The 23290-nt window shown below is 44.1% G+C and carries 38 protein-coding genes and 1 rRNA gene; 36 read left to right on the top strand and 3 right to left on the bottom strand.

All coding sequences use genetic code 11. The features are described 5' to 3' along the window. The first annotated feature begins 16 nt into the window (after positions 1 to 16). From rpsS to rpsI, 29 genes are all read left to right on the top strand, one after another. Positions 17 to 295, top strand: coding sequence for a 30S ribosomal protein S19 (gene rpsS / locus BM358_RS25495; RefSeq protein WP_007432579.1), 279 nt, complete (start codon positions 17 to 19; stop codon positions 293 to 295). A 36-nt stretch (positions 296 to 331) separates the two neighbouring features. Continuing rightward, positions 332 to 664: a 50S ribosomal protein L22 gene (rplV, locus tag BM358_RS25490; protein ID WP_013312157.1), complete on the top strand. Its 333-nt coding sequence runs from the start codon at positions 332 to 334 to the stop codon at positions 662 to 664. Between the two features lie 13 nt (positions 665 to 677). After that, positions 678 to 1343, top strand: a complete 666-nt coding sequence (rpsC, locus tag BM358_RS25485; RefSeq protein ID WP_013312156.1) for a 30S ribosomal protein S3 — start codon at positions 678 to 680, stop codon at positions 1341 to 1343. Positions 1344 to 1345: 2 nt separating this feature from the next. Next, the gene (gene rplP / locus BM358_RS25480) at positions 1346 to 1780 is read left to right on the top strand and encodes a 50S ribosomal protein L16 (RefSeq protein WP_007432576.1); all 435 of its coding nucleotides are present in this window, start codon (positions 1346 to 1348) and stop codon (positions 1778 to 1780) included. Continuing rightward, the gene (gene rpmC, locus BM358_RS25475) at positions 1770 to 1967 is read left to right on the top strand and encodes a 50S ribosomal protein L29 (protein ID WP_007432575.1); all 198 of its coding nucleotides are present in this window, start codon (positions 1770 to 1772) and stop codon (positions 1965 to 1967) included. The genes rplP and rpmC overlap by 11 nt, the downstream gene beginning before the upstream one ends. A 50-nt stretch (positions 1968 to 2017) precedes the next feature. Next, a complete protein-coding gene (rpsQ, locus tag BM358_RS25470) occupies positions 2018 to 2281 on the top strand; it encodes a 30S ribosomal protein S17 (protein WP_007432574.1) in 264 nt (87 codons plus the stop codon). Between the two features lie 34 nt (positions 2282 to 2315). Next, entirely contained in the window at positions 2316 to 2684 is a 369-nt protein-coding gene (gene rplN / locus BM358_RS25465; protein ID WP_007432573.1) for a 50S ribosomal protein L14, read from the top strand. A 36-nt stretch (positions 2685 to 2720) separates the two neighbouring features. Further along, positions 2721 to 3074, top strand: a complete 354-nt coding sequence (gene rplX / locus BM358_RS25460) for a 50S ribosomal protein L24 (RefSeq protein ID WP_013312155.1) — start codon at positions 2721 to 2723, stop codon at positions 3072 to 3074. A 31-nt stretch (positions 3075 to 3105) separates the two neighbouring features. Then, positions 3106 to 3651 carry a 50S ribosomal protein L5 gene (gene rplE, locus BM358_RS25455; protein WP_007432571.1) on the top strand — a complete coding sequence of 182 codons (546 nt, stop codon included), beginning with the start codon at positions 3106 to 3108 and terminating at the stop codon, positions 3649 to 3651. Positions 3652 to 3727: 76 nt separating this feature from the next. Then, complete coding sequence (locus BM358_RS25450; protein WP_013312154.1) at positions 3728 to 3913, top strand: type Z 30S ribosomal protein S14; 186 nt, start codon at positions 3728 to 3730, stop codon at positions 3911 to 3913. 32 nt (positions 3914 to 3945) lie between these two features. Next, positions 3946 to 4344: a 30S ribosomal protein S8 gene (gene rpsH / locus BM358_RS25445; protein WP_007432570.1), complete on the top strand. Its 399-nt coding sequence runs from the start codon at positions 3946 to 3948 to the stop codon at positions 4342 to 4344. Positions 4345 to 4377: 33 nt separating this feature from the next. Beyond that, complete coding sequence (gene rplF / locus BM358_RS25440) at positions 4378 to 4920, top strand: 50S ribosomal protein L6 (protein ID WP_013312152.1); 543 nt, start codon at positions 4378 to 4380, stop codon at positions 4918 to 4920. A 115-nt stretch (positions 4921 to 5035) separates the two neighbouring features. Beyond that, entirely contained in the window at positions 5036 to 5404 is a 369-nt protein-coding gene (gene rplR / locus BM358_RS25435) for a 50S ribosomal protein L18 (protein ID WP_007432568.1), read from the top strand. A 27-nt stretch (positions 5405 to 5431) separates the two neighbouring features. Further along, positions 5432 to 5929, top strand: coding sequence for a 30S ribosomal protein S5 (rpsE, locus tag BM358_RS25430; RefSeq protein ID WP_013312151.1), 498 nt, complete (start codon positions 5432 to 5434; stop codon positions 5927 to 5929). Between the two features lie 12 nt (positions 5930 to 5941). Continuing rightward, positions 5942 to 6127 carry a 50S ribosomal protein L30 gene (rpmD, locus tag BM358_RS25425; RefSeq protein ID WP_013312150.1) on the top strand — a complete coding sequence of 62 codons (186 nt, stop codon included), beginning with the start codon at positions 5942 to 5944 and terminating at the stop codon, positions 6125 to 6127. A 43-nt stretch (positions 6128 to 6170) separates the two neighbouring features. Continuing rightward, on the top strand, positions 6171 to 6611 hold the full coding sequence (rplO, locus tag BM358_RS25420) for a 50S ribosomal protein L15 (protein ID WP_013312149.1): 441 nt from the start codon (positions 6171 to 6173) through the stop codon (positions 6609 to 6611). Next, positions 6611 to 7909 carry a preprotein translocase subunit SecY gene (gene secY / locus BM358_RS25415; protein WP_013312148.1) on the top strand — a complete coding sequence of 433 codons (1299 nt, stop codon included), beginning with the start codon at positions 6611 to 6613 and terminating at the stop codon, positions 7907 to 7909. The genes rplO and secY overlap by 1 nt, the downstream gene beginning before the upstream one ends. 90 nt (positions 7910 to 7999) lie before the next feature. After that, positions 8000 to 8644 (top strand): adenylate kinase, encoded by a 645-nt coding sequence (locus tag BM358_RS25410; protein WP_013312147.1) that lies wholly within the window; start codon positions 8000 to 8002, stop codon positions 8642 to 8644. 5 nt (positions 8645 to 8649) lie between these two features. Continuing rightward, positions 8650 to 9189, top strand: a complete 540-nt coding sequence (locus BM358_RS25405; RefSeq protein WP_023990556.1) for a M24 family metallopeptidase — start codon at positions 8650 to 8652, stop codon at positions 9187 to 9189. A gap of 9 nt (positions 9190 to 9198) precedes the next feature. Continuing rightward, positions 9199 to 9507 (top strand): KOW domain-containing RNA-binding protein, encoded by a 309-nt coding sequence (locus BM358_RS25400; RefSeq protein WP_028542616.1) that lies wholly within the window; start codon positions 9199 to 9201, stop codon positions 9505 to 9507. Positions 9508 to 9509: 2 nt separating this feature from the next. Further along, positions 9510 to 9725: a translation initiation factor IF-1 gene (infA, locus tag BM358_RS25395; protein ID WP_006212898.1), complete on the top strand. Its 216-nt coding sequence runs from the start codon at positions 9510 to 9512 to the stop codon at positions 9723 to 9725. A 117-nt stretch (positions 9726 to 9842) separates the two neighbouring features. Next, the gene (gene rpmJ / locus BM358_RS25390) at positions 9843 to 9956 is read left to right on the top strand and encodes a 50S ribosomal protein L36 (protein ID WP_003333770.1); all 114 of its coding nucleotides are present in this window, start codon (positions 9843 to 9845) and stop codon (positions 9954 to 9956) included. 21 nt (positions 9957 to 9977) lie between these two features. Beyond that, entirely contained in the window at positions 9978 to 10346 is a 369-nt protein-coding gene (gene rpsM / locus BM358_RS25385) for a 30S ribosomal protein S13 (RefSeq protein ID WP_007432560.1), read from the top strand. A gap of 19 nt (positions 10347 to 10365) precedes the next feature. Then, the gene (gene rpsK / locus BM358_RS25380; RefSeq protein ID WP_013312144.1) at positions 10366 to 10761 is read left to right on the top strand and encodes a 30S ribosomal protein S11; all 396 of its coding nucleotides are present in this window, start codon (positions 10366 to 10368) and stop codon (positions 10759 to 10761) included. Positions 10762 to 10896: 135 nt separating this feature from the next. Continuing rightward, positions 10897 to 11841: a DNA-directed RNA polymerase subunit alpha gene (locus BM358_RS25375; RefSeq protein ID WP_007432558.1), complete on the top strand. Its 945-nt coding sequence runs from the start codon at positions 10897 to 10899 to the stop codon at positions 11839 to 11841. A 34-nt stretch (positions 11842 to 11875) separates the two neighbouring features. Beyond that, a complete protein-coding gene (gene rplQ / locus BM358_RS25370) occupies positions 11876 to 12241 on the top strand; it encodes a 50S ribosomal protein L17 (protein ID WP_013312143.1) in 366 nt (121 codons plus the stop codon). 151 nt (positions 12242 to 12392) lie between these two features. After that, positions 12393 to 13178 carry a tRNA pseudouridine(38-40) synthase TruA gene (gene truA / locus BM358_RS25365; protein WP_028542615.1) on the top strand — a complete coding sequence of 262 codons (786 nt, stop codon included), beginning with the start codon at positions 12393 to 12395 and terminating at the stop codon, positions 13176 to 13178. 183 nt (positions 13179 to 13361) lie between these two features. Further along, positions 13362 to 13799: a 50S ribosomal protein L13 gene (gene rplM, locus BM358_RS25360; protein WP_013312141.1), complete on the top strand. Its 438-nt coding sequence runs from the start codon at positions 13362 to 13364 to the stop codon at positions 13797 to 13799. A gap of 20 nt (positions 13800 to 13819) precedes the next feature. Then, complete coding sequence (gene rpsI / locus BM358_RS25355) at positions 13820 to 14212, top strand: 30S ribosomal protein S9 (RefSeq protein WP_013312140.1); 393 nt, start codon at positions 13820 to 13822, stop codon at positions 14210 to 14212. A 759-nt stretch (positions 14213 to 14971) separates the two neighbouring features. Here rpsI and BM358_RS26670 read toward each other — a convergent pair. Further along, positions 14972 to 15109: a hypothetical protein gene (locus BM358_RS26670; protein WP_155766957.1), complete on the bottom strand. Its 138-nt coding sequence runs from the start codon at positions 15107 to 15109 to the stop codon at positions 14972 to 14974. A gap of 822 nt (positions 15110 to 15931) precedes the next feature. Between BM358_RS26670 and BM358_RS25345 the strand changes: the two genes are divergently transcribed. From BM358_RS25345 to BM358_RS25330, 4 genes are all read left to right on the top strand, one after another. Beyond that, entirely contained in the window at positions 15932 to 16624 is a 693-nt protein-coding gene (locus BM358_RS25345) for a phosphoadenylyl-sulfate reductase (protein WP_028542613.1), read from the top strand. Positions 16625 to 16677: 53 nt separating this feature from the next. Next, the gene (gene sat / locus BM358_RS25340; protein WP_028542612.1) at positions 16678 to 17847 is read left to right on the top strand and encodes a sulfate adenylyltransferase; all 1170 of its coding nucleotides are present in this window, start codon (positions 16678 to 16680) and stop codon (positions 17845 to 17847) included. A gap of 68 nt (positions 17848 to 17915) precedes the next feature. After that, positions 17916 to 18692, top strand: a complete 777-nt coding sequence (cwlD, locus tag BM358_RS25335) for an N-acetylmuramoyl-L-alanine amidase CwlD (protein WP_028542611.1) — start codon at positions 17916 to 17918, stop codon at positions 18690 to 18692. A gap of 59 nt (positions 18693 to 18751) precedes the next feature. After that, complete coding sequence (locus BM358_RS25330; protein WP_023990487.1) at positions 18752 to 19858, top strand: Mrp/NBP35 family ATP-binding protein; 1107 nt, start codon at positions 18752 to 18754, stop codon at positions 19856 to 19858. 34 nt (positions 19859 to 19892) lie between these two features. Here the strand turns inward: BM358_RS25330 and gerD are convergent, their stop codons facing one another. Together gerD and pdaB are read right to left on the bottom strand one after the other, a co-directional pair. Further along, positions 19893 to 20627, bottom strand: coding sequence for a spore germination lipoprotein GerD (gene gerD, locus BM358_RS25325; RefSeq protein ID WP_023990486.1), 735 nt, complete (start codon positions 20625 to 20627; stop codon positions 19893 to 19895). Positions 20628 to 20733: 106 nt separating this feature from the next. Then, positions 20734 to 21513 carry a polysaccharide deacetylase family sporulation protein PdaB gene (pdaB, locus tag BM358_RS25320; protein ID WP_023990485.1) on the bottom strand — a complete coding sequence of 260 codons (780 nt, stop codon included), beginning with the start codon at positions 21511 to 21513 and terminating at the stop codon, positions 20734 to 20736. A gap of 95 nt (positions 21514 to 21608) precedes the next feature. Here pdaB and BM358_RS25315 point away from each other — a divergent pair, with 95 nt between their 5' ends. From BM358_RS25315 to BM358_RS25305, 3 genes are all read left to right on the top strand, one after another. Then, positions 21609 to 22223: a stage II sporulation protein M gene (locus tag BM358_RS25315; protein ID WP_023990484.1), complete on the top strand. Its 615-nt coding sequence runs from the start codon at positions 21609 to 21611 to the stop codon at positions 22221 to 22223. 192 nt (positions 22224 to 22415) lie between these two features. Continuing rightward, complete coding sequence (locus BM358_RS25310) at positions 22416 to 22646, top strand: hypothetical protein (RefSeq protein WP_013312131.1); 231 nt, start codon at positions 22416 to 22418, stop codon at positions 22644 to 22646. 419 nt (positions 22647 to 23065) lie between these two features. Beyond that, a 16S ribosomal RNA gene (locus BM358_RS25305) occupies positions 23066 to 23290 on the top strand; the annotation flags it as partial.

The raw sequence follows: 23290 nt of genomic DNA, 5'->3' as shown, positions 1-23290 counted from the left end.
AAGGGAGGATTCATAAATGGGTCGCAGTCTCAAAAAAGGACCATTCATTGATGGTTACCTGTTGAAAAAAGTAGAGGTTTTGAACGAGTCGGACAAAAAAGTGGTAATCAAAACTTGGTCCCGTCGCTCTACGATTTTCCCACAATTTATCGGACATACGTTTGGTGTATACGATGGTCGTAAACACGTGCCAGTATACGTAACGGAAGATATGGTTGGACACAAATTGGGCGAATTCGCTCCAACACGTACGTACAAAGGCCATACGGATGACGATAAGAAAACAAGAAGATAATCAACACAGCGTAGTGTTTGAGAGGAGGTAAACTCAATGGAAGCAAAAGCACATGCTAAGTCCGTACGGATTTCTGCTCGCAAAGTGAAACTTGTTATCGATTTGATTCGCGGTAAGCAGGTTGGTGAGGCGATTGCAATTCTTCGTCACACTCCAAAGTCCGCTTCTCCAGTCGTTGAGAAATTGTTGAATTCTGCGATTGCGAATGCAGATCACAACTACTCTTTGGACGTAAATAAATTGGTAGTATCTCAGGTTTTTGTAAACCAAGGTCCTACAATGAAACGATTCCGCCCGCGTGCAATGGGTCGTGCAAGCCGTATCAACAAACGCACCAGTCATATTACTCTGGTGGTATCTGAAAAATAAGGAGGGAAAACGTGTGGGCCAAAAGGTAAATCCCGTCGGACTCCGAATCGGTATTATCCGTGATTGGGAATCCAAATGGTATGCAGGCAAAGATTTCGGTGATCTTTTGCTGGAAGACGTTAGAATTCGTGAACATCTGAAAAAAAGATTGAAAGACTCCGCTGTATCCCGTGTTGAAATCGAGAGAGCAGCTAACCGTGTCAACGTAACGATTCACACTGCGAAACCAGGTATGGTTATCGGTAAGGGTGGTTCCGAAGTTGAAAATCTGCGTAATGAAATTACTAAAATCGCAGGCGGTAAAAAGGTACACATCAATATTTCTGAAATTAAAAATCCTGAACTGGACGCAATTCTGGTTGCTGAAAGCATTGCACAACAATTGGAACGTCGTGTTTCTTTCCGTCGTGCTTTGAAACAAGCGATTCAAAGAACTATGCGCTCCGGAGCAAAAGGAATTAAAACTCAAGTAGGCGGACGTCTTGGCGGTGCCGAAATCGCTCGTTCCGAAGGGTACAGCGAAGGAACTGTTCCACTGCATACGCTTCGTGCCGACATTGACTATGGTACAGCGGAAGCTCATACTACTTACGGTCGTCTTGGCGTAAAAGTATGGATCTATCGTGGAGAGGTTCTTCCTCCAGCTAAGAAACAAGCTCCTCAGGAAGGAGGCAACTAATCATGTTGGTACCAAAACGCGTAAAACATCGTAAACAACAACGTGGTCATATGAAGGGTCGTGCAAAAGGCGGTACTACACTGAACTTTGGTGAGTACGGTTTGCAAGCTACTGAACCTGCATGGATTACTAACCGTCAAATCGAAGCTGCTCGTATTGCGATGACTCGTTACATCAAACGTGGTGGTAAGGTTTGGATTAAAATTTTCCCTGACAAACCAATTACTCAGAAGCCTCTTGAGGTTCGTATGGGTAGTGGTAAAGGTAACGTAGAAAAATGGGTTGCAGTAGTGAAACCAGGCAAGATTATGTTCGAACTTGCTGGTGTTCCGGAAGAGATTGCTCGTGAAGCAATGCGTCTTGCCGCTCACAAACTGCCAATCAAAACTAAGTTTGTGAAACGTGAAGAATTGGGTGGTGAAGCAAATGAAGGCTAGTGAATTCCGCAACCTAACCACTGCTGAAATCGAACAAAAGATCTCCGGTTTTAAAGAAGAACTTTTCAACCTTCGTTTTCAACTCGCTACCGGTCAGCTTGATAACCCGACTCGGATCGGCGCTGTGCGTAAGGAAATTGCTCGTGCTAAAACTGTGATCCGTGAAAGAGAACTTGGGATTAGCTAAGATATCAGACCGGGTGGAAAATCCGCCTGTAATTAGGAAGGAGGCCAACAATGAGCGAACGTAATGCCCGTAAAGTATTAGTCGGTAAAGTAGTCAGCGACAAAATGGATAAAACGATTGTGATTGCTGTAGAAACTTACAAAAAACATGATCTCTACCATAAACGTATTAAAGTAACTAAGAAATTCAAAGCTCATGATGAAAACAACACTGCACAAATTGGTGATACTGTTAAAATCATGGAAACTCGCCCTTTGTCCAAAGACAAAAACTGGAGACTGGTCGAAATCGTTGAAAAAGCTGTTATAATCTAATGTAGTGTAGTTTTTCCGAAAGGAGGATAAATAAATGATTCAACCATTTACACGTTTGACTGTAGCTGACAATTCCGGCGCGAAGGAACTGATGTGTATCCGTGTGCTCGGTGGTACGGGACGTCGTACAGCTCAAATTGGTGACCTGATCGTTTGTTCCGTAAAACAAGCAACACCAGGCGGCGTTGTCAAAAAGGGTGATGTAGTAAGAGCGGTTGTTGTTCGTACTAAACGTTCTATCCGCCGTAAAGACGGTTCCTACATCGGATTTGACGAGAACGCAGCAGTGGTCGTTAAAGAAGACAAGAGCCCACGTGGTACTCGTATTTTCGGACCAGTTGCTCGCGAACTTCGTGACAAGGACTTCATGAAAATCGTTTCCTTGGCTCCGGAAGTGATCTAAACTCACCTTAAAATGTGCCCGTAGGAGGTGTACGAAATGCCAAAAGTGAAAAAAGTTCTGGAATCCCATAACAACAAGCTTCACGTCAAAAAAGACGACACTGTTCTGGTGATTACAGGTAAAGATAAAGGTAAAAAAGGTCGCGTTATCGCTGCTTACCCTCGTCAAAACCGTGTGCTTGTGGAAGGTGTTAACATGATTAAAAAACACCAAAAGCCTAATCAGCTGAATCCACAAGGCGGCATCATCGAGAAAGAAGCTCCGATTCACGTTTCCAACGTTATGCACATTGATCCGAAGAGCGGAAAAGTAACCCGTGTTGGTTACAAAGTTTTGGACAACGGAAAAAAAGTGCGCATTGCAAAACGTTCTGGCGAAGTGATCGACTAATTATTTTTTGAAGAAAGGAGGTATATGATTCATGGCTACAACAAGAATGAAAGAACGTTTCTTGAAAGAAATCACTCCTGCTTTGATGCAGAAGTTCAACTATACAACAGTGATGCAAGTGCCTAAAATCGAGAAAGTTGTAATCAACATGGGTGTTGGCGACGCAGTCCAAAACTCCAAAGTACTTGATTCAGCTCTCAACGACATGCAGCTGATTGCTGGTCAAAAACCAGTAATCACTCGCGCAAAAAAATCTATTGCAGGTTTTAAATTGCGTGAAAACATGCCGATCGGTGTAAAGGTAACACTTCGTGGCGAGCGTATGTATTATTTCTTGGACAAATTGTTCAACATTACTCTTCCTCGCGTACGTGACTTCCATGGTGTATCGACAAAAGCTTTCGACGGACGTGGTAACTACACGCTTGGTCTGAAAGAACAGTTGATCTTCCCGGAAATCGAGTATGATCAAGTTGATAAAGTTCGTGGTATGGACATCGTTATCGTAACGACTGCCAAAACTGACGAAGAGTCCCGTGAGCTTCTGACTCAGCTGGGCATGCCTTTCGCAAAATAATGTTGGCATAACGTTTCGGGCGTCTGATTTTAAAGACACCCTGTTCTCCGAAACTATTTAGGAGGTGTCAGGCTAAGTGGCAAAAACTTCAATGAAAGTCAAACAACAACGCACACCAAAGTTTAAAGTTCGTGCTTACACTCGTTGCGAGCGTTGTGGTCGTCCACATTCGGTACTGCAAAAGTTTAAGATCTGCAGAATTTGCTTCCGTGAATTAGCTTATAAAGGCCAGATTCCTGGCGTGAAAAAAGCAAGCTGGTAAAAAGTCCTGTTTGGGAAGGAGGTTTATACACAATGACTATGTCTGATCCAATTGCAGATATGCTTACTCGTATTCGTAACGCGAACACAGTTCGTCACGAAACAGTAGAAATGCCTGCATCTACAATGAAAAAACAAATCGCCGACATCCTGAAACGTGAAGGATTCATTCGTGATGCGGAATTTGTTGAAGATAGCAAACAAGGGATTATCCGTATTTTCTTGAAATACGGTGCGAACAACGAGCGTGTTATTACAGGTTTGAAAAGAATCAGTAAACCAGGTCTTCGCGTTTACACGAAGAGCAATGAGATTCCACGCGTATTGGGTGGACTCGGGATCGCAATCATTTCAACATCCAAAGGTATCATGACCGACAAAGAAGCACGTCAGTCCAAAGCCGGCGGAGAAGTTGTTTGCTACGTTTGGTAAGATAACGTTTAAAAGATAGGAGGTGCAACAGATATGTCCCGTATTGGTCGTAAACCAATCACAGTACCAAGTGGTGTTGACGTGACTTTGAACAACACAGCGATCACAGTTAAAGGTCCTAAAGGAACATTGACTCGTGAGCTTCATAAAGACATGTCCGTTACTGTGGAAAACAATGAAATTAATGTAGTTCGTCCTTCGGACAACAAACTTCACCGCTCTTTGCATGGAACAACCCGCAGCGTTGTCAACAACATGGTAAGTGGTGTAACTGAAGGGTTTTCAAAATCTCTGGAGCTGGTTGGGGTCGGATATCGTGCAAGCAAATCCGGAGATAAAATCGTTCTGAACGTTGGATACTCTCACCCGGTTGAAATCACACCGGAAGCGGGCATCGAATTCGAAGTTCCTTCGAACACTAAAATCATCGTTCGCGGAATTGATAAAGAGCGTGTAGGTGCCTACGCTGCTAAAATTCGTTCCGTTCGTGAACCTGAACCGTACAAAGGTAAAGGGATTAAATACGAAGGCGAGCGCATCATTCGTAAAGAAGGTAAAGCCGGTAAGAAGAAATAAGTTTCTTACCGACTTTGTGCGGTCTTTCTGCAGGAAAGACTTCGTACTTCTTTTTTACCCAGTGCGTCTTAGTATAAAGTTTTAAAAGGCAAACTGAAGGGAGTGAAAACTTGAGATGATTACAAAACAAGATAAAAATAAAGCACGTGTCAGAAGACATCTGCGTGTACGTAAGAAAATCGAAGGTACGGCTGTACGTCCTCGTTTGAACGTATTCCGCTCTTCCAAGCATATCTACGCACAACTGATTGATGATGTAGCTGGTGTAACATTGGTATCTGCATCCACTATGGATAAAGAACTGAGCAGCGAAATCAAAAACGGCGGTAGTGTAGAAGCAGCTCGTAAAGTTGGCGAACTCGTTGCTAAACGTGCGAAAGAAAAAGGCCATGCTAACATCGTATTTGACCGTGGTGGATACTTGTATCATGGACGGATTCAAGCTTTGGCTGATGCAGCTCGCGAAGCAGGCCTTGAATTCTAAGACATTTCTCAAAAGGAGGTTAACGACTTGCGTGTAGATCCGAATACTTTGGAACTGACTGAAAGAGTAGTAAATATTAATCGTGTAGCTAAAGTTGTCAAAGGCGGACGCCGTTTCAGCTTCAGTGCTCTGGTAGTAGTGGGCGACGGCAACGGCTGGGTAGGCGCTGGAATCGGTAAAGCTGGCGAAGTACCTGATGCAATTCGTAAAGGTATTGAAGATGCTAAGAAAAACCTGGTTCACGTTCCACTCGTAGGAACAACAATTCCTCACCTTGTTACAGGTAAGTTCGGTGCTGGCCGGGTTCTGTTGAAACCGGCATCGGAAGGTACTGGAGTTATCGCTGGTGGTCCGGTTCGTGCTGTACTGGAACTTGCTGGTGTAGGTGATATCTTGACAAAATCTTTGGGTTCTTCGAATTCCATGAATATGGTCAATGCGACTTTGGAAGGTTTGTCCCGCTTGAAACGCGCTGAAGAAGTTGCAAAATTGCGCGGCAAATCCATCGAAGAGCTGCTGGGCTAAGGAGGGAATATCATGGCGAAATTAGAAATTACCCTCGTTCGTTCGTTGATCGGCCGTCCTGGTAATCAGAGAACGACTGTTAAAACGCTCGGCTTGCGTAAAATCAACCATAAAGTAGTTCAACCCGACAATGCAGCTATTCGCGGGATGATTAATCAAGTTAGCCATTTGGTTTCTGTTAAAGAAATTGAGGCTTAAGAAATAAAGTATTTTAACAATAATCAAGGAGGTGCAACGAACGATGAAGTTACATGAGCTTTCCCCAGCTCCAGGCTCCCGCAAAGAACGTAAACGTTTGGGTCGTGGTCCTAGTAGCGGTACGGGTAAAACTTCTGGTCGTGGTCATAAAGGTCAAAACGCTCGTTCCGGCGGTGGTGTACGTCCGGGCTTCGAGGGTGGTCAAAACCCACTGTATCGTCGCTTGCCTAAACGCGGTTTCGTAAATCCTACTCGTAAAGAGTATGCGGTTTTGAATATCGAAGATTTGAACAGTTTTGCAGCGGGTACAGAAGTAAGCCCTGAGTTTTTGCTGAACAATGGCATTGTGAAAAACGCTAAATCCGGAATCAAAATTCTGGGTAACGGTGAAATCACTGTAAAATTGACAGTTAAAGCGAACAAGTTCTCTCAATCTGCGGTAGAGAAAATTGAAGCTGCCGGCGGTAAAACCGAGGTGATCTAATGTTCAAGACCCTGAAAAATATATGGCGGGTTGAGGATCTTAGAACCCGAATCCTGTTCACCCTGTTTATACTCTTTGTATATCGTATTGGCTCCTTTGTGCCGGTTCCCGGCGTGAACAAGCAAGTCTTTACTTCTCAGGATCAGGCAGGAAGCGAGTTGTTTGGACTCCTTAACACCTTCTCAGGGGGCGCATTGTATCAGTTTTCGATCTTCGCCCTCGGGATTATGCCATATATTACAGCGTCCATCATTGTACAGTTGCTGTCAATGGACGTGATTCCGAAACTTGCGGAATGGGCTAAACAAGGAGAGCATGGTAAAAAGAAGTTGGCTCAAATTACGCGTTATGGTACGGTAATACTTGGCCTGATTCAAGCATTCGGAACGTCGATTGGCTTTAATCGACTGTACGGTGCAGCGATGATTCCAGGAGCCACTTTTGCAGATTATCTGGTCATTGCCATTGTGCTTACAGCAGGAACTACGTTCCTTATGTGGCTCGGTGAGCAAATTACCGAAAAGGGAATCGGCAATGGTATCTCTATTGTTATCTTCGCAGGGATTGCAGCGGGTATTCCAAGACATATTCGGACGGTTGTAGAATCTCAGTTTATTCAGGCAGATCAGCTGTTTATGAATATTCTGAAGGCAATTATAATTGCCCTGGTGATTGTTCTGATTATTGTTGGTGTTATCTACATCCAGCAAGGTATTCGGAAAATCCCGGTACAATACGCGAAACGTGTAGTTGGCAACAAAATGTACGGTGGCCAGAATACGCATATTCCGATGAAAATTAATGCGGCAGGCGTTATTCCGGTAATCTTTGCGGTATCATTGCTGCAATTCCCGACAATTATTGCGAGTTTCTGGGCAGATCATGTTTGGGCTAAGTGGGTTACCACTTACTTGTATTATGACAAGCCGCTGGGCATGGTTTTGTATGTCGTAATGATTATCGGTTTCACATTCTTCTATACCTTTGTACAGATGAATCCGCAGCAAATGGCCGACAATATGAAGAAAAACGGCGGTTATATTCCGGGAATTCGCCCGGGTAAAGCCACGGAGAAATACTTGACACGAGTAATGTCACGTTTGACAATGACAGGAGCCTTGTTTCTGGCAGTCATATCCGTTTTGCCGGTATTCTTCGGTTCGCTTTCGGGCTTGCCTCGTTCCGTGCAAATTGGCGGTACTTCATTGCTCATCATCATTGGTGTAGCATTGGATACAATGAAGCAAATCGAAAGCCAACTGATCAAACGCCATTACAAAGGCTTCATCAACAAATAGGCAATAGGTACCGGCTTAGGATGTTCGCATGCTTACCGGCACCTTTTGTGCTGTTTCTTGTGTAGGGGTCGTCTTGAGGAGTGACAGATTGTGAATATTTTGATCATGGGCCCTCCGGGGGCTGGTAAAGGTACACAAGCAGATGTCATTGTGAAGGAATTCGGCATTCCTCATATCTCGACAGGTGATGCTTTTCGCCTAGCGATGAAACAGGGAACACCTATTGGCATTAAAGCTAAAGAATATATCGACAAGGGTGAACTTGTTCCGGATGACGTAACAATCGGTATCGTTGAAGAACGGCTACAACAGCCAGATTGCAAGAAAGGGTTCTTGCTGGACGGTTTTCCAAGAACTTTGGCTCAAGCTGAAGCCTTGGATCAAATTTTGGGTCGTTTGAATACGAAGCTAGATGACGTCATCAACCTGAAAGTGGATAGTGACAACTTGTTGGCACGAATCACAGGACGGCGGGTTTGTAAAAGCTGCGGAACTAGCTATCATATTGTCTTTAATCCTCCTAAGGTTGAAGGCATTTGCGATAAAGACGGTGGGGAACTCTATCAGCGTCCTGACGATAATGAAGATAGCGTAAGAACACGACTTGACGAATATAGTAATAAAACAGCACCACTCCTCACGTTTTATGAGAACCAGAATCTTCTGCGTCATATTGACGGAGAACAGGATATTGATGTGGTTTCCCAAAATATCGTGTCCTTGTTGCGGGGTTAGCTGTAATGATCATTTGCAAGTCGGGGACGGAATCAAGCTTTATGAGGAAAGCTAAGAGAATAGATACGGAAACGGATCATCTCTTGGCAGGACACATCGAGCCCGGTATTACGACCGGTGAACTTGATCATTTAGCTGATCGGTATATTCGCAGTCAGGGAGCTGTGCCGTCTTTTAAAGGTTATAACGGTTTTCCTGCTAGCATTTGCGCTTCAGTCAACGAACAACTGGTGCACGGATTTCCCGGCAAACGCAAGTTAAACAAAGGCGATATCATCGCGAAAACTCGCCAGTTTACAATGTCGCATGCCATTCAGCAATATATTGAGAATCCAAACCGTGGTATTCCTGAGCAGGGGCCGAGGCTGAAAACCGGCATTGGGCTGGCTATTGAATCAATGATTCAGATAGGTTCTCACCATGTAGGGACGCTGGAAGACAACTGGACGGTCGTTACGATGAACGTAACCTCATGTGCTCATAACGAGCAAGCGGTGACGTGCGAAACGGGCGGCATGGACATTTTCACGAAACTGAGTGCGTAGGTGATTGTAATGATTCAGCAAGGAAACCTGCAAATCGGTCAGCTGGTGAAGATTCTGAAAGGCAGAGGTGCCGGACAGATTGCGGTTGTCGTTTCAGTAGCAGATAGCAGGTTTGTATATATTGCGGATGGGGATAAACGAAAGTTTGATCAAGCGAAGAAGAAAAATGTTCTTCATTTGGTGCCTCAGCCAAAGATTAGTAGCGAGATTGTAAACAGTTTATACGAAAGCGGTCGGGTGACGAATGGAAAGCTGCGCCATGCAGTGAAAACTTTCCTGGACTCGTCCGAATACCAAGCTGAAGAGAAAGGAGACTGACTTTGGCCAAAGAAGATGTCATTGAGGTTGAAGGTACGGTAATCGAGCCACTGCCGAACGCTACGTTCAAGGTAGAGCTGGAGAACGGTCATCAAATTCTTGCTCATGTTTCCGGAAAGCTGCGGATGCACTTTATCCGTATTTTGACAGGCGACAAGGTGGTTGTACAGTTATCGCCTTACGATTTAACCAAAGGCCGTATAACGTACCGCAAGTAATTCATGCAGGTTTTTATTAAACGTATGTCATTTAAAAAACTTGTTTTGCTCGGCAAAACGATGTGAATGTTCACGAAGCGAGTTTTACCAGGGTAAAGCTTGGAGGAGGTAATCAACATGAAGGTAAGACCTTCTGTAAAACCTATTTGCGAAAAATGCAAAGTCATTCGCCGCAAAGGGAACGTAATGGTTATTTGCGAAAATCCGAAACACAAACAAAAACAAGGTTAATAGAAGGGGGTGTAGCGTAAAATGGCTCGTATAGCTGGTGTGGATTTGCCACGTGACAAACGCGTTGAGATCGCCTTGACTTACATTTTCGGAATCGGTAAAACGACTTCTCAGAAAATCTTGAAGGAAACAGGCATCAGTGCAAACACGCGTGTTCGTGATTTGACTGAAGATGAAGTGAGCAAATTACGTGAAACGATCGACAAAGAAGTTAAAGTAGAAGGCGATCTGCGTCGTGAAATTTCCTTGAATATTAAACGTCTGACTGAGATTGGGTGCTACCGTGGTGTTCGTCACCGTCGTGGGTTGCCTGTTCGCGGACAACGTACTAAAACTAATGCTCGTACCCGTAAAGGTCCTCGTCGGACTGTAGCGAACAAAAAGAAATAAGAAGGGAGGATAACATTCAATGGCTAAACCGAAAAAAGTTGTACGTACAAAACGCCGTGACCGTAAAAATATCGAAACTGGCGTGGCACACATCCGTTCCACGTTCAACAACACGATCGTTACGATCACAGATCCACACGGTAACGCAATCTCTTGGGCCAGCTCAGGCGGCATGGGATTCCGTGGTTCCCGTAAATCTACTCCATTTGCAGCGCAAATGGCCGCAGAAACTGCTGCTAAAGCTGCTATGGAACACGGCATGAAAACTGTCGAAGTCATGGTTAAAGGACCTGGTGCAGGTCGCGAAGCAGCAATCCGCTCTTTGCAAGCTGCTGGTTTGGAAGTTAACCTGATCAAAGACGTAACTCCGGTACCTCATAACGGATGCCGTCCTCCAAAACGTCGTCGCGTCTAATGAGATTTCTCCTCTGCGTGTAGTATAGATCCGGCACAAACTGCCAAGAATGGATGTTTAGGTATACTGCATGATAGACTATGGATAAGGTGAATGTTTCATATAGGAGCGACGTTTTGAAGGAGGGATATTGCAGTGATAGAAATCGAAAAGCCGAAAATTGAGACGGTTGACGTCAATGATGATGGCACCTATGGAAAATTCGTAGTAGAACCGCTGGAACGCGGATACGGTACGACGCTGGGAAACTCGCTTCGCCGTATTCTGTTATCCTCGTTACCGGGGGCAGCAGTCACATCGGTTCAGATCGATGGGGTTCTGCACGAGTTTGCAACGGTTCCCGGTGTGAAGGAAGACGTAACGGAGATCATTCTGAACTTGAAAGCTTTATCGCTTAAAATCCACTCGGATGAAGAGAAAGTACTCGAAATCGATGCGGAAGGCGAAGGAGTTGTAACGGCAGGAGATATCCGTGCGGATAGTGATGTGGAAATTCTTAATCCGGATCTTCACATTGCTACGCTCGGACCGGGTTCGAGACTTCACATGCGTATTTTTGCCAATCGCGGTCGCGGTTACGTTAAGCAGGATCGGAACAAACGTGATGACCAGCCGATCGGCGTCATTCCCGTCGACTCCATCTACACTCCGATTGCACGCGTGAACTACGGCGTAGAAAATACGCGTGTCGGCCAGGTTACGAATTATGACAAGCTGACACTTGAGGTTTGGACTGACGGAAGTATTCGTCCCGAGGAAGCAGTGAGCCTTGGAGCCAAAATTTTGACCGAGCATGTGATGTTGTTCGTGGGTCTCACGGACGAGGCAAAAGATGCTGAAATTATGGTTGAAAAAGAAGAAGACAAGAAAGAAAAAGTTCTTGAAATGACGATCGAAGAGCTGGATCTCTCCGTCCGTTCCTATAACTGCCTTAAGCGCGCTGGTATCAATACGGTACAAGAACTCACGACTAAATCTGAAGAAGATATGATGAAGGTCCGTAACTTGGGTCGCAAATCTTTGGAAGAAGTACAAGAGAAGCTCGAGGAACTTGGTTTAGGACTTCGTACGGAAGAATAGTACAGCAACGTTTTTGTGAAGGAGGGGAAATTACATGGCATACCAAAAATTGGGCCGTAACTCCAGTGCCCGTAAAGCTTTGTTTCGTGATTTGGTAACCGATCTGTTCTTGTATGAGCGTATCCAAACTACTGAGGCTAAAGCGAAAGAAGTTCGTTCTATTGCTGAAAAACTGATCACCAAAGCGAAAAAAGGAGATCTGCACGCACGTCGTCAAGTGGCTGCGTTCGTTCGCCGTGAAACTTTGGATGGTGAGCAGGATGCAATCCAAAAGCTGTTTAGCGAATTGGCTACACGTTACACTGAGCGTCCAGGTGGATACACTCGTATCCTGAAATTGGGACCTCGTCGTGGCGACGCCGCTCCAATGGTATATCTGGAATTGGTTGACCGCGCGTAAACAGGCGAAGATGAGGGAAGGGTGGACAGAATCGGCTTGATTCTGAACAACCCTTTTTTTCTCTTGGAGGAGTCCTTGAGGGGCTTCTCCTTTGTTATGTTCGGTTATTCCTTGCAAGGCCAGAGACTACCCCTACAAAGGTGTGAGAAGCATGCGGAACTTGTGCATGAAGGTGAACTATGACGGAACCCACTATGATGGCTTTCAGACGCAGCCTAACGGTAACACCATTCAGGACTGCCTTGAACATGCTATTTACTCATTGACGGGCGAGCGTCTTAAAATTACAGGCTCAGGCCGTACAGATGCAGGTGTACATGCATACGGGCAGGTATTCAATTTTCACACTGAATCGCCGATTCCGTTACAGCGCTGGTGTCTGGCACTTAATGCCTGGTTGCCTCGTGATATCATCGTTACGGATGCGAGAGAGGTGTCACTGTCCTTTCATGCACGCCGCATGGCGAAGCGGAAGACATATCGGTACAGTATTAATGCGAACCGGTTTCCGGACATCTTTCACCGTCGTACACAGGCCCATCATCCAACGAGTCTGGATGTAAGAGCGATGGAGGAAGGGTTAGCTCATTTAGTTGGCACCTTTGACTATACTTCGTTCGCATCTCGACGTTCCCAAAAGACGAATCATGTTCGCACTATTTACGAAGCCTATATGACAGTAGACCATTCCTTTTCACGTCCGGACTCGGATGATCAGGGAATTATCCATACTTATATTACAGGTAGCGGATTTTTGCAGCACATGGTTCGGATTATTATGGGTACTTTGCTGGAAGTGGGAGAAGGCAAAAAATCGTCGGATGATATTCCTTCCATTTTAGAGGCGAAAAATCGTTCAAAGGCCGGACCTACGGCCGTTGGACACGCTTTAACGCTCTGGAATGTAGAGTACGACGAAAACATCAAAAAACATTGATTTTACCCTTGCGGAATTGATGGTTATCCTGTAATATAAAAGTTGTGTTTTCTTAATGGCTTTCCCACAGCCCCAATTAAGATAATCACTTTAAATTAACATCTAATCCATCAATAATGCAGCAACTTAACGAACGAAGATAAATGATGATTTCTGTTAACGAACTTAAGGAGGATACTTTTCATGCGTACTACGTATATGGCGAAGCCAAATGAAGTTGAGCGCAACTGGCACATCATTGATGCCGAAGGCAAAACGCTCGGCCGTCTGGCAAGCGAAGCGGCTGCGTTGATTCGCGGCAAACACAAGCCACAATTTACACCACATGTGGACACAGGTGATTTTGTTGTTGTAATCAATGCGGAAAAAATCGTATTGACCGGTAAAAAAATGGAGAACAAGAAATACTACCGTCACTCCCTGCATCCGGGTGGTCTGAAAGTAACGGTTGCACAAGAAATGGTTAAGAACAAGCCTGAGCGTATGTTGGAATTGGCTGTTCACGGTATGCTTCCTAAAACTCGTCAAGGCGAGAAAATGAAGCTGAGACTTAAAGCTTACAGAGGCACTGAGCATCCACATGCAGCACAAAAACCTGAAGTTTACGAACTTCGCGGATAATTAAAAGGGAGGACAGTTTCATGGCACAAGTACAATACTATGGGACAGGTCGTCGTAAACATTCGGTAGCTCGTGTTCGTCTCGTACCGGGTGAAGGACGCATTGTCATCAATAAGCGTGATATTAATGAATATTTCGGTTTGGAAACTCTCAAACTGATCGTAAAACAACCACTGAACCTGACAGAAACAGTTGGCAGCTATGACGTACTCGTTATCGCTCATGGTGGTGGTATCTCTGGTCAAGCCGGCGCAATTCGCCACGGTATTTCCCGTGCTCTGTTGAAAGCAGATCCGGAATTCCGTCCAGCTTTGAAAAAAGCAGGCTTCTTGACTCGTGACCCACGTATGAAAGAACGTAAAAAATACGGTCTCAAAGCCGCTCGTCGTGCACCACAGTTCTCGAAACGTTAATATTTCGAATACAGAAGAACCTTTTCCTTATGGAAAGGGTTCTTTTTTATTTAGTCATTTCCTGATTATTATCCACATGTGGATAAGTAGACCTACTCTAAAATTCATAGGCTTCAGCATGTTTCTGCGAATACATAAATAACCGCATGCAAATGCATGGAACACGAAAAGTTATCCACGATGTAATTGAAGACGATATTGTTATACACAAATACAGTTTGCTATTTCCACGGAGTTTATTCTGTAATGTTTATAACCTGTGACTAAAATATAATGTTCGACTATTCAATATAGCCTCATCTTAATATTCTCTGCTAACTGCTGTTTCACGAGATACTTTGCTTTCACTTGTTTATGTAAAGTCCCTTGATATGTTCTGGCTGGTACTGTCTATGCCTCTTGTACAGCTGTTTTGGGCGCAGCTAGGGATACGGCAAGGAATACCTCTTTTTATTTGTGTGCACTGAGAGAAGGACGCTCCTTAGCCTAGCACTGTCTGCTTCCTAGGCTACTGCAATTGCAACGGCGATGTACATGTTACTGGTAATGGAAATAGTCTACACAGCAATCGCTCCAAACTATAACCGGGAGCACTATGTATTGTCCGACTGTGTCTACCCTTATAAAATTGACCCATCTTGATGTCAGGCTTTAAATAGGCTTCCAGTAGCGATAAGAGTCTTGCTTGTGTCCAGGGATCAATCCCTCGGGAATTGCCTCTATAAGCGCTTTAGGATTGGATAGAGGCATAATAAGAGTTCAGCGCGCAGTCATTTCTTTTATAATTTCCACAATGAAAGCATCGCTGACGCCAGAGCTCCAGAATAGTGTAGTCGATTTCATCTGGTTAAAAATTCGAGTAAAGGCTAGTTTGCCTTCATCTGAACTCGTCCACATACGGACTTCATCTTTGGAATGCAAAATAAGAGCTTTGAAACCTAAAGTTATTTTCAATTCCCTCGGTTAGCACCCTTCGATAATCTTAGATTCAGAAACGATGTTGCTTTCTTCTACAGATGATTCTTGCTTGATCAAGCAACCCAAAGCTGTTCAGCATTACCGATGGCTGCCGCGCACTGGGCCAAGATTAGGATACGCTGCTCCTAGATGCCTCTAAAGCATTTCACTCAGAAGATCCACAAGCAGACGTATAGTACAATAATACATTTTGGCTATACAAATCATTCAACTAAGTAATTTTGCGTAGCATGGTAGGTTGTCAAAAAAATGCTTATCCGCACGTTCGGCTTGCTCTTCCAAAGTCAAAACTATAGGATGTATTCCTTCAAGGACCAAACTATTCCCATATAATGTTATATAAGAAAGCCCTTTGTTTAAAAGCGTACTGGTGGTACGCCTTTGTCTTCGGCAGAGTAGAGAACAAGCCGTCTTTGTTGACGTAAAAAGCCTCCATTCAAGCATTCCTTCAGCTACACTAGTTATTTTAAGTAACCAAAGAGCCTATGGACCATTTTCAAGTGTTTGGTATAAGAATATTTTATATAAAGCCAATGAACTTGGTTGGATACGCAAGAAAGCATTAAAGAATGCTGACAGAACAACATTCCTGCAAATTTGGGTGGATAAATGCTTACATCAGGACATTTTGCCTTGGATTGACAATGATTGTGAAAGTTTTATACTGTATTTAATCTTATTAGTTTAGTCGGTATTTAAATGCCACTTATTTATGAATCTTCATATGGAGGAGCATTGATAATGAATTTATTGGAGAAAGAAGCGTTGATTAGAGTCAAGGCAATTGAACTGGAAGAGGCTACGCCAGAGGAAGTTATCCAGTATGCTGTTCTTACATTTCCCAATCTTACCTTTGCTTGTAGCTTCGGAGCAGAAGATGTAGTACTAGTAGATATGCTTCAAAAAATTAGCCCTTCCACCGACATTTTTTACTTGGACACCGACTTTCATTTTCAAGAAACTTACGATACGCGAGATCAGATGAAAGCCAGATATAATTTGGATTTTGTCAGTGTCTCTCCCTTAATTACTCCTGAAGAGCAAGCGGCTGAGCATGGAGAGGAACTGTGGAAAACAGATCCTAACACATGTTGTGGTATACGCAAAGTTGAGCCCCTGACACGCATTTTGTCACAATACGATGCATGGATTACTGGTATTCGCCGGGATCAGGCCCCTACCCGTGCGAATTCAAAAAAGGTAGAGTATGATGAAAAGTTTGGACTCGTTAAATTTAATCCCTTGGCAAGCTGGACATCCGAGGATGTATGGAACTATATCCGTACTCATGAAGTACTGTATAATCCATTGCATGACCGCAATTATCCCAGTATCGGTTGTGAGCAATGTACCCGTGAAGTTCTACCAGGTGAAGACCCTCGTGCAGGTCGCTGGTCAGGCAATGAGAAAACAGAGTGTGGGCTCCATCAATAAAATGGTATTCAGGTAACTATGAGTCGTATTTATGAAGAGAAGGGAAGTGCATTATGACTGCAATTCTTCCGCATGGCGGAACACTTGTTGATAAAATCATTACAGGACCGGAGCAAAAAGCACTTTTGCAGGCTGCGGGAGAATTGTTTCCTATCCGTGTAAACTCATGGACCATTTCTGATCTGGATTTGATTGGAGTGGGAGCTTTCTCTCCTTTGACGGGGTTTATGAATGAATCTGATTATCGGTCGGTGGTAACAGATATGCGTCTTGCCGATGGTACAGTCTGGAGTATTCCCATTACTCTTGCAGTTGTAGAAAGTGTAGCCAGTGAACTGAAATTAGGTCAGCAGGTGGCTTTGGTGGGTGAAACAGACGATACTATCTATGCTGTACTTGATATTGAAAGTATTTATCAGGTAGATCAGGCTGAGGAAGCCAGACGAGTATTCAAGACCGATGACCCGGCTCATCCTGGCGTAAACAAACTGTTAGATCGACCTGCTACGTATGTTGGTGGATCTGTGCAAGTGCTTAATCGGCCGGAGCCCACACAATTTAGTGAGTTTTACTATACACCATCACAGACACGCGACTATTTTGCAGAAAAAGGCTGGAAAACAGTGGTCGGTTTTCAAACACGAAATCCGGTACACCGGGCACATGAGTACATCCAAAAAAGCGCGATGGAGATTGTGGATGCTTTGTTTCTAAACCCACTCGTTGGTGAAACCAAGTCAGATGACGTTCCGGCAGATGTGCGTATGAAGAGCTATCTGGTGCTGCTGAACAATTATTATCCGGCTGATCGGACTTTTCTGGGGGTATTTCCTGCTGCCATGCGATACGCGGGTCCTAGAGAGGCCATTTTCCATGCTATTGTGCGAAAAAACTATGGCTGCACCCATTTTATTGTTGGAAGGGATCATGCCGGGGTAGGAGACTATTATGCTACCTACGAAGCACAGGAAATTTTCAGGCACTTTACACCTGAAGAGCTGGGGATTACTCCATTGTTCTTTGAACACAGCTTTTATTGCACTCGATGTGGAAATATGGCCTCAAGTAAAACATGCCCACATCCCAAGGAGCATCATTTGACGCTCTCGGGCACCAAGGTACGGGAATTGTTGCGCTCTGGGGTTTGCCCGCCACCTGAATTTACACGACCGGAAGTTGCTCAAGTGCTGATTGAAGGTATGAAAGAATTTGTTCATGCCTGAGTTGTACTATCTACACGCCTCGTCCCATATAGATTATTAGTATCTGTATAGGACGGAGGCGTTTTGTTATGCAAAAAAATAATCGTAAACACGAGGTTACACTGTGGATTCGCTATCGGACGTTGCAAAAAATGCTGTTGGGCTGTTGTCTCGCCGTTCTGTTTATTACACTGGCATTGTATGAGATACCTGCTTCGAGAGCTTGGACCCATTGGAGTTTACCCCTTACTGGTAAAGTAATTGCTATAGATGCTGGACACGGAGGGCCTGATGGAGGGGCGGTTAGCAAAGAAGGAATTATTGAAAAGGATATTAATCTGGCAATCGCTTTTTATTTGCGGGATTATTTGCAGCAAGCAGGTGCTGTTGTTGTCATGACACGTGAGGATGACCGCGACCTGGCGCAGCAAGAAACGAAAGGTTACGCCAGAAGGAAAACGGAGGATTTGAAGCAGCGTGTGCGTATAATTGAGGAGCAAAAAGCAGACCTCTTTCTAAGTATTCATATGAACAGTATTCCGTCGAGCCGTTGGAGTGGAGCCCAGACCTTTTACGTTCCTAACCATGCAGATAACGAGAATTTGGCGTCTTTAATTCAGGAAGAAATCAAACGCAACTTGGAAAATACGGACAGAGTGGCTAAGACCGTGAACGCAGTTTATTTATTGAAAGCTCTCAAAATGCCATCAGCCCTTGTAGAAGTCGGATTTTTGTCCCATCCAGAGGAAGCTAGACGACTAAGTGACGTGAACTATCAAAGGCAGGTGGCGGCGTCCATATATAAGGGGATTTTGCGTTACAGTGCCGGGGAAAGGGGGATCTCACCAGCACCTGAGGCCAGATAGTGGTATACTGTAAGTGTTTACCACTCCGTAATTCATTAAAGCAGAGGTGCTGATAATTCATGCAATCAAGAGAGCAAGTTATAGAGCTACTTCAACAAGTGCGGGAGCCTCAAACAGGACGCCGTCTAGTCGATCTCCATTTTATTCGGGATGTGGTTGTTAAAGAGGATCGGGTATCCCTGACCGCTATTAGTTTGAATAGCCAGGAAGAGACGTGTGCAGAACTGGAGCGGGAAATCCGGCAGACGTTAGAAGAGGCGGGATTAAGCCACGTCCATATTCGTATTCGTGAGGCATCTGAGCATGAAAAGTCCGCAATTCAAGCTGTGGAGAATACCGAGGAAGCCGCTGACCCGGTTTTGACCAAAGGACATGCTGTCGGTATGGAAGAACATGAGCTGCTTAGTCCAGCATCTGGCGTCCGGTTTATTGCCATTGCAAGCGGAAAAGGTGGTGTCGGAAAATCGACAGTAGCTGTAAATTTGGCTGCTGCTTTAGCTAGACAGGGGAAGCGTGTGGGTTTAATTGATGCGGATATCTATGGATTTAGCGTGCCGGATATGATCGGGGTGGAGGAGGTTCCTTCTGTCGAAGATGGTATCATTCAGCCGGTGGAGCGATTCGGTATCAAAATCATGTCTATGGGCTTCTTTGTCAGAGAGAACAATCCGGTGATTTGGAGAGGTCCCATGCTGGGGAGAATGCTCAGACAGTTTTTTAGTGATGTTGAATGGGGACAACTGGATTATATGATACTCGATTTACCACCAGGGACTGGCGATGTAGCGCTTGACGTACATCAAATGATTCCGCAGAGTGAAGAAATCATTGTCACTACCCCACATGCAACTGCAGCTTTTGTAGCTGCACGTGCAGGGGCTATGGCGCTCCAAACAGATCATAAGGTCATTGGTGTTGTGGAGAACATGTCCTATTATGTATCCTCCACCGGAGAAAAGGACTATGTTTTTGGACGCGGTGGCGGGGCTATGCTGGCAGATACCCTTCATACGAAGCTGCTGGCGCAAATTCCGCTGGGTATCCCAGACAATCACCCTTCAGAAGCCGACTTTTCTCCATCCGTATATAAATCCGAGTCGGCGACAGGGGCAATTTACAATGATATTGCTGCTCAAATTACGACGTTGCACGCGGAATTTGAATAAGAAAAAAAGGCTGGTTGTTGAACCAGCCTTTTTATTATTGGCCTCCACCTTGTTCTCCTTCGCCTCCACCACCACCATCTTGCTTCTGATCAGCAGAGCCACCTTGCTCACCGCTTTTTTTCTCAACCTTAGGTTGGAGTTCCTCTTGTACGACAGTTTTAAGTAAATTCATGACTTCAAGCCGAAAAATCGGATTCTGCATGGCATCATGCATGACTGTCATAGATTGTTTGCGATATTCAGGAGTTTTAGTTAAGTCCATATACATCTTGGTCAGTTCTGGCGACTTAAGCATCGCTTCAATTGATTTTTGATAAGAAGGGTCTTTTATAAGTTGCATATGAAGCTGTTTGCTTTGGCTGTTGATGGCTTTGGCAAATTCTCCGGCAAAACGCGGATCAGTCATAATTTTTTCGATTTCTTTTTTATATTCAGGTGATACCAAAGTATCTTTGACTGCGATCTTCATCTGTTCAGCCGATTGCATGGGCATAAGCATTTTCATTCCCATGCTGCCACCAGATCCACCACCAGCCCCACCCTCTTCACTGCTTTGACCGGATTGTCCTTCTTTTGAAGTGCTTTCCCCGGTTAAAGCCTCTTCTACAGCTTTTTTTCCGTCATCGCTTTTCAAGATATCGACAACCATCGTTTTCATCTCTTTATAACTGTTCTGGGGGGGCGCAGAACCCTGATCCGAGCCGCAGCCACTCAGTGCAACGCCCAGTACGCATACCGTGCTAACAAATCGCAAACGAGTCCAATTCATGGCCGTATTCCTCCTTCATCATGAATGTGGATAGTATGCGGATGAATGCGGAGAAATATGTCGATTTGCTTTTGGTTTTTAGCTGAGAACGATGTAAAATAACTCCTTAAAGACCCAGTGCCTGATCGCGTACCTCTTTGCCTTTTACTGTACCCTGTTGAAGCAGTTCAGATACAGTCACGAATTCATAGCCTTGTGCGCGCAACTTGTCGATAATGACGGGCAAGGCTTCATGTGTTTGTTTACAGGAATCACTGGCATGCAGAAGGACGATATCGCCAGGATGCGCTTTATTTACAACACGGTCGATTATGACCTGAGTACCAGGGTTTTTCCAGTCCAGGGAATCTGTATCCCACTGAATGGTTTTGTAGCCTAAAGTGCCGGCAACCTGAAGGACCCTTTTATCAAAGTCGCCATTAGGCATACGGATCAACTTCGGGGACTGTCCCGTCAGTTCGGTTAATGTGGTATGAGCAATGGAAATCTGCTTACGAATATCTTCATCGCTTAAGCTACTGTAATTTTCGTGTTTATGGCCATGACTGCCGATCTCAAATCCACTTTCTTTAATCTGATTCACAAGCTCTGGATGTGTTTTACTCCAAGGGGCAGAAAGAAAAAAGGTGGACTTAGTCACTTTTTTATCCTCAAGGACTTTTAAGATGGGGGCAGTACGCTTATCACCCCAACTAATATCAAAGGTGAGAGCGATCAGCTTTTTGTCCGTGGGTACACTATAAATAGCGGTTGGTGCTTCCTCGGAAAAAACCGTAACATTATCGGTTTCTACATAAATGACTCCAACAGTAAAGACGGCTGCAGCCATTACGATTAAGAATCGTTTGATTTTTTTACCGTTCAATACATAGAAAAAAGAATTCATGGTTAATAACGCCCCTTTCATCGAAGTGCTTGTTTACTTAAAGCTATGCCGGGGGTTGTCAATTATTCCATTGAACCAATAGGAGGAATTATCAAATGGGACTAAAAGCATTTTTTCACGATTTACACACGACAAGACGGTTAATTTTAATCTCTGCATTTCTTTTCTGCACAAGTATTATGGTGGGATGGTTAAGTACAGGCACTATTCAATCCATGCTGGCGCAACAAATGGAGGGACTGGGAGAAGTAGCGCAGCGCTTGCAGAATTCTGAGCATCCACAATGGAGTTTTTTTGTATTCATCTTTTTCAATAATGCAATTAAATGTGTGCTGGTTATATTTATGGGGGCAGTATTTGGAATCGTACCGTTTATATTTTTAATTGTGAACGGTATGGTTTTAGGGTTTGTAGTACACTTGCAGACAGATATGGGAAGAAGTATGTATGAAGTTGTTGTCAAAGGGTTACTGCCTCACGGTGTGATTGAATTGCCTGTTTTGATTATCGCCTGTGCCTTCGGATTGAAGTTTGGAATCAACATAATATCTACTATAGGTACAAGCATAGGGCTAAAGCGCAAAGGAACTGGCCCAGCGTGGGATGTATTTATGAAACAAACGTTGAGGGTGTCCATATGGTCTGTCATCTTACTGCTTATAGCAGCTGCAATTGAGAGTGGCATAACTTATCGTTTATTGTCACAATAAAATATTATGGCCAAATATTTATATATTTCCTGAAAATTGAACATAACAAAGGGGAGAGCCTAAAGAGAAGCTGAAGATTAATCGGGGTAAGTTTGAAACCTTAGCAGTCGAGTTTAAAAACAGGTAAAGATTGGAACAATAGTTGAGCAAATATAAGTACTATATAATCTGCTGATAAGGGAGTATGGTCATATGTTGGGAATGCTGTTTAACGAAAAAGAATGCAAGGAACTTGACTACGTTCTTCGTAAGGAGCTAGATGAAATGCTGCTTGATATGAGCGATACTCGATTGGATCAAGATATTCGCTACGCAATCGCACTACGATATAAAACAGTCTTTCGCATGTATGCCCGTTTTGCACCCGCCAAGGAACTATCAAAATATGCTCGCAGAGGGCGAGTCCCACAAACCAAACAATGAAAAGATAAGATGAAACTATATCAGAGATATCAGGAAGTAAACTATTTTAAAAAGATTATACTTTCTGATATCAAAAAAAGTATTGACTCTATTCAATATTCATGGTAAATTAATTTTCGTTCCTTTTTGAAGGATTTGCTCGAAAAAAAGAAATTAAAAAAACTCTTGCAAATTCTAAAAAGAGATGATATATTATAAAGGTCGCCACTGAGACGCGGTGACGAAACAAAGTAAGACATTATGCAAGTTTGATCTTTGAAAACTGAACAACGAGTGAGTACGGATTTTACAAAATCCAACGCTGAAATTTTGGTACATGCCGTCAGGTTGTATAAAATGGAAGCGAACAAGAGATATTTTATCTCGTCAGTTTCAAAATGAGCTTATCGCTCTTTCTATAAACCAACTTCGGTTGGTCTTTAATGGAGAGTTTGATCCTGGCTCAGGACGAACGCTGGCGGCGTGCCTAATACATGCAAGTCGAGCGGGGTTATGTAGAAGCTTGCTTCTACATAACCTAGCGGCGGACGGGTGAGTAACACGTAGGCAACCTGCCCACAAGACAGGGATAACTACCGGAAACGGTAGCTAATACTCGATACATCCTTTTCCTGCATGGGAGAGGGAGGAAAGACGGAGCAATC

It is taken from the genome of Paenibacillus sp. cl130, assembly GCF_900116035.1.
Classification (GTDB): Bacteria; Bacillota; Bacilli; order Paenibacillales; family Paenibacillaceae; genus Paenibacillus; species Paenibacillus polymyxa_B.
This window is presented reverse-complemented; position numbering and strand designations above follow the sequence as displayed.

What these genes read in the sequence shown, in the direction of transcription:
- rpsS (WP_007432579.1), top strand. Translation starts at nt 17, where the DNA reads ATGGGTCGCAGTCTCAAAAAAGGACCATTCATTGATGGTTACCTGTTG.
- rplV (WP_013312157.1), top strand. Translation starts at nt 332, where the DNA reads ATGGAAGCAAAAGCACATGCTAAGTCCGTACGGATTTCTGCTCGCAAA.
- rplP (WP_007432576.1), top strand. Translation starts at nt 1,346, where the DNA reads ATGTTGGTACCAAAACGCGTAAAACATCGTAAACAACAACGTGGTCAT.
- rpmC (WP_007432575.1), top strand. Translation starts at nt 1,770, where the DNA reads ATGAAGGCTAGTGAATTCCGCAACCTAACCACTGCTGAAATCGAACAA.
- rpsQ (WP_007432574.1), top strand. Translation starts at nt 2,018, where the DNA reads ATGAGCGAACGTAATGCCCGTAAAGTATTAGTCGGTAAAGTAGTCAGC.
- rplN (WP_007432573.1), top strand. Translation starts at nt 2,316, where the DNA reads ATGATTCAACCATTTACACGTTTGACTGTAGCTGACAATTCCGGCGCG.
- rplX (WP_013312155.1), top strand. Translation starts at nt 2,721, where the DNA reads ATGCCAAAAGTGAAAAAAGTTCTGGAATCCCATAACAACAAGCTTCAC.
- rplE (WP_007432571.1), top strand. Translation starts at nt 3,106, where the DNA reads ATGGCTACAACAAGAATGAAAGAACGTTTCTTGAAAGAAATCACTCCT.
- rpsH (WP_007432570.1), top strand. Translation starts at nt 3,946, where the DNA reads ATGACTATGTCTGATCCAATTGCAGATATGCTTACTCGTATTCGTAAC.
- rplF (WP_013312152.1), top strand. Translation starts at nt 4,378, where the DNA reads ATGTCCCGTATTGGTCGTAAACCAATCACAGTACCAAGTGGTGTTGAC.
- rplR (WP_007432568.1), top strand. Translation starts at nt 5,036, where the DNA reads ATGATTACAAAACAAGATAAAAATAAAGCACGTGTCAGAAGACATCTG.
- rpmD (WP_013312150.1), top strand. Translation starts at nt 5,942, where the DNA reads ATGGCGAAATTAGAAATTACCCTCGTTCGTTCGTTGATCGGCCGTCCT.
- rplO (WP_013312149.1), top strand. Translation starts at nt 6,171, where the DNA reads ATGAAGTTACATGAGCTTTCCCCAGCTCCAGGCTCCCGCAAAGAACGT.
- secY (WP_013312148.1), top strand. Translation starts at nt 6,611, where the DNA reads ATGTTCAAGACCCTGAAAAATATATGGCGGGTTGAGGATCTTAGAACC.
- BM358_RS25405 (WP_023990556.1), top strand. Translation starts at nt 8,650, where the DNA reads ATGATCATTTGCAAGTCGGGGACGGAATCAAGCTTTATGAGGAAAGCT.
- BM358_RS25400 (WP_028542616.1), top strand. Translation starts at nt 9,199, where the DNA reads ATGATTCAGCAAGGAAACCTGCAAATCGGTCAGCTGGTGAAGATTCTG.
- rpmJ (WP_003333770.1), top strand. Translation starts at nt 9,843, where the DNA reads ATGAAGGTAAGACCTTCTGTAAAACCTATTTGCGAAAAATGCAAAGTC.
- rpsM (WP_007432560.1), top strand. Translation starts at nt 9,978, where the DNA reads ATGGCTCGTATAGCTGGTGTGGATTTGCCACGTGACAAACGCGTTGAG.
- rpsK (WP_013312144.1), top strand. Translation starts at nt 10,366, where the DNA reads ATGGCTAAACCGAAAAAAGTTGTACGTACAAAACGCCGTGACCGTAAA.
- rplQ (WP_013312143.1), top strand. Translation starts at nt 11,876, where the DNA reads ATGGCATACCAAAAATTGGGCCGTAACTCCAGTGCCCGTAAAGCTTTG.
- truA (WP_028542615.1), top strand. Translation starts at nt 12,393, where the DNA reads ATGCGGAACTTGTGCATGAAGGTGAACTATGACGGAACCCACTATGAT.
- rplM (WP_013312141.1), top strand. Translation starts at nt 13,362, where the DNA reads ATGCGTACTACGTATATGGCGAAGCCAAATGAAGTTGAGCGCAACTGG.
- rpsI (WP_013312140.1), top strand. Translation starts at nt 13,820, where the DNA reads ATGGCACAAGTACAATACTATGGGACAGGTCGTCGTAAACATTCGGTA.
- BM358_RS26670 (WP_155766957.1), bottom strand. Translation starts at nt 15,109, where the DNA reads ATGTGGACGAGTTCAGATGAAGGCAAACTAGCCTTTACTCGAATTTTT.
- BM358_RS25345 (WP_028542613.1), top strand. Translation starts at nt 15,932, where the DNA reads ATGAATTTATTGGAGAAAGAAGCGTTGATTAGAGTCAAGGCAATTGAA.
- sat (WP_028542612.1), top strand. Translation starts at nt 16,678, where the DNA reads ATGACTGCAATTCTTCCGCATGGCGGAACACTTGTTGATAAAATCATT.
- cwlD (WP_028542611.1), top strand. Translation starts at nt 17,916, where the DNA reads ATGCAAAAAAATAATCGTAAACACGAGGTTACACTGTGGATTCGCTAT.
- BM358_RS25330 (WP_023990487.1), top strand. Translation starts at nt 18,752, where the DNA reads ATGCAATCAAGAGAGCAAGTTATAGAGCTACTTCAACAAGTGCGGGAG.
- gerD (WP_023990486.1), bottom strand. Translation starts at nt 20,627, where the DNA reads ATGAATTGGACTCGTTTGCGATTTGTTAGCACGGTATGCGTACTGGGC.
- pdaB (WP_023990485.1), bottom strand. Translation starts at nt 21,513, where the DNA reads ATGAATTCTTTTTTCTATGTATTGAACGGTAAAAAAATCAAACGATTC.
- BM358_RS25315 (WP_023990484.1), top strand. Translation starts at nt 21,609, where the DNA reads ATGGGACTAAAAGCATTTTTTCACGATTTACACACGACAAGACGGTTA.
- BM358_RS25310 (WP_013312131.1), top strand. Translation starts at nt 22,416, where the DNA reads ATGTTGGGAATGCTGTTTAACGAAAAAGAATGCAAGGAACTTGACTAC.